Annotated in this window: 3 protein-coding genes; all 3 read left to right on the forward strand. The window is 43.2% G+C overall.

Annotated elements, in window-relative coordinates; all coding sequences use genetic code 11:
• The first annotated feature begins 265 nt into the window (after window positions 1-265).
• Window positions 266-1,666: a hypothetical protein gene (locus tag GGR28_RS18770; RefSeq protein WP_183497375.1), complete on the forward strand. Its 1,401-nt coding sequence runs from the start codon at window positions 266-268 to the stop codon at window positions 1,664-1,666.
• A gap of 639 nt (window positions 1,667-2,305) precedes the next feature.
• Window positions 2,306-2,530 (forward strand): UPF0175 family protein, encoded by a 225-nt coding sequence (locus GGR28_RS18775; RefSeq protein WP_183497376.1) that lies wholly within the window; start codon window positions 2,306-2,308, stop codon window positions 2,528-2,530.
• The coding region (locus tag GGR28_RS18780; RefSeq protein WP_183497377.1) for a DUF3368 domain-containing protein at window positions 2,523-2,973 on the forward strand (451 nt) is incomplete at its 3' end. The genes GGR28_RS18775 and GGR28_RS18780, both read left to right, overlap by 8 nt.

A 2,973-nucleotide genomic window follows, 5' to 3' on the forward strand; every position in this document is an offset into this window, starting at 1 on the left:
TTGGCGAATGCTCCCATCCCCCGCCCGCCTTCCTGTCGGGTGGGCCGACTAAAGATTCTTGCCCCTTCCCCGGCCTGACGTGGGCGCTCCCGTTGTGTGCCATTCGATGAAACTCAGTCTCGTGATAGCCGTTATGTTCAGTGTGGTTGACAATAGAGATCTCACAATCATGAATATTCACAAACTTGTAGTTTACAATGGAACTGGAAGCAGGGATCAAAAGCATATTGCTTACCGTCCTGGTAGCCACGTATAAAATACTAGTATGAAAATCTACATTGTTGTATTATTTATGGTGTTCTCGCTTTGCATGTTTGGACAAAGTAATAGATCGGAATTAGTTGAATCGAGTATATATCTACGAGCAACTTACTTTGACCAGGAAAACGAAATTATTGGACTTCAACTTAGGACAAACCTAGAAGACACCACGATTAATGAAAGGAGATACACTAAATTCAAGACAGAGGATTTTACGGACTATCCCAAAATCGACAATTCATCGACTTATTACGAATCATTTACGGATCGTAATTACAGGCTTTTAGATCATAGACTAGAAGTAATACACGATATCGACTATAACAAAACCGCGGAACAGCTAACATCGCTCTTTGGAGAGAAAGTTAATACATCTCTTGAATTCATTGATACTAGACAAAATTTTCCAAGAGATACCCTGATAGTCACTGACCAAACTCCACGAAAATACTTTCAAACCAGTAATCCAGAAGTTTATGCTGTGATTATTCCGGACTTGCAAACAATGGCAGTTTCAAGTAACGGTCAATTTTATACAAAACAGCTTTTAGGGGACAATTATAATGAAATAACCGATGGAATAATTAATCAGTATAGTGCCAGTAGCAAGTTTGATATTCAGTCTGACGACGAAATACAATTATTGTATCGTAGAAAATGGTACAACGATTCTACAGGGCTAGCCGAATACGAAGACAAACAGTTCATCAATATTAAATTTATCGGGGATTCCATAGCTGAAGATCTTAGCTATTTGAAACTAGAAACTGATGGATATAATTTTTTGAGTGGAGCAATAGACGGTCCTAACCAATTTTCGCTTCAATTGGCAGATAGTGGATATTATTATGGAAATAAATTCATTCCATTCAAAATGTATTCTACGGAATTAAAGGTACTCGCTCACAATGGGCGAAATAGCATTTTCCTTCAAGGGGTAACCAAAGATACAGTCGGAACTCTACCCTACGAAAAGATTATGCAAGCAACGGGAGATCCTTATCGATATTATATACTTCCATTTTTTCCGGCACCGTTCGTTGAGTTTGGCAATGTTGAAGGAATAATCACCTACGCAAAAATTAAAGGGGTCGAAAAAGGATCAAAAAGGGAGAGAACCTATATCACAGATCGAAGCAATTTAAGAAGTATCAAGAGTATTTCTAAAGATAGTGTTGAATTGGAGATATATTTTATTGAGAAGTTTGATGTAGAAGTTGAAATAAAGGACTATGAAACTGACGAAGTAATAGGTTCATTAACGACACAATCTCATGAAGGGATAAACATTTTCAAGCTATTAACGGAAAAGCTAGACAAAGGAAAGTCATATGGGGTGAACATTAATTACAAGGGAGAAAATACGGCAGGAAGTTTTTCAAGTGGATTTAAATCAAGTTATTAAAGAACGGCACACAACAACGCGCCCAGCGTCAACCGGGGCTGGGTGGCCGGAGTATTGGTTGGATGTTTTGGTGTCCGGGTTCGTCCCGTCGTCAATGGCCCGAAAGCTCCCTTTGGTCGGTTTCGGTCCATGCCGCCGCGCCGCTCCCTTGTAGGTGGGGTTAGAGTTCTTACCTTCGAATTAATGAAGCCCCGGCTGCGTGGTCGCACTCGTTCGGCGCAACCGCATCCACAACCACAACACTATAGCTGGCTAGGTGCGGGTTTGGTCCAACAGATAAACTCAACCGCGGGTCCACAGAAAATTAAACGATCAGGGCAGCTAAGAGAACTGATTTCAACGGCAGTATATCCCACTATAAGCTCCCGCAAGGGATAGGCGTCACACCATGAAAGATGCCATCGAAAGTGCAGTTGGGCAAGAGTGAAGAAGGACACTGCGCTATAAGATTTATTATTTCGACATCAGAAGGGGGCAGCTAGACGATCTGATTTGAACGGCAGTTTACCCTACTATAGAACTACAGCATGAGGAGGAGGGCACTTCACCAGTATGCTGATCGACAGCGCTGGCTGAATCAGCCCGAATCTTGGCAACTTCCCTATCTTAATGGTTGTTTGAGCATAAAACAGACCCCCTATGGGCTTTCACGTTGAATTACCGGCCGACTTAACTGCTACAGATTTTGATCTGAAGATGATGTTTGCCAGTAAGTTATTTGAGGAAGGCATCATCACTTCCGGACAGGGAGCTCAGATCGTAGGGATCAGTCGACGCTCGTTCATCGAGTTGCTGGGACAGTACGGAGTAGATGCGTTTCAAACGGAGGAAGATGATCTTCTAGAAGACATCGCTAATGCCTGATCGAATCGTTATTGCCGACGCAAGCACGCTCATCGGTCTACATAATCTCAATAGCCTGGAGTTATTGCACGAGCTGTATGGACACGTTGAGGTTACCACAATAGTCGGAGAAGAGACAGCAATAGATTTGCCGGATTGGATCCGAGTTGACGACAACTACAATAGGGATGTCTACCGATCGCTTTTGCCTAGTTTGGACGCCGGGGAGGCTAGTTCAATAGCCTTAGCTCTTGCACACGAGAGCGCTCTACTAATCATCGACGAACGAAAAGGAAGAAGGAGAGCTAAGTCATTGGGTATAGTGATTACCGGATTGATTGGAATCCTGATCCGGGCGAAGCAGCGTGGCCTGATCTCGTCGGGCAAAGACAAACTGGACAACTTACGGGAGCAGGGATTCCGCTTGTCGGAGAAGATATATGAACTGGCGCTAAGGGAAATGA

The sequence above is a fragment of the Neolewinella aquimaris genome (genome assembly GCF_014197245.1).
Lineage (GTDB): Bacteria > Bacteroidota > Bacteroidia > Chitinophagales > Saprospiraceae > Neolewinella > Neolewinella aquimaris.

Coding starts and splice junctions, on each gene's coding strand:
- GGR28_RS18770 (WP_183497375.1), top strand. CDS start 266: ATGAAAATCTACATTGTTGTATTATTTATGGTGTTCTCGCTTTGCATG.
- GGR28_RS18775 (WP_183497376.1), top strand. CDS start 2,306: ATGGGCTTTCACGTTGAATTACCGGCCGACTTAACTGCTACAGATTTT.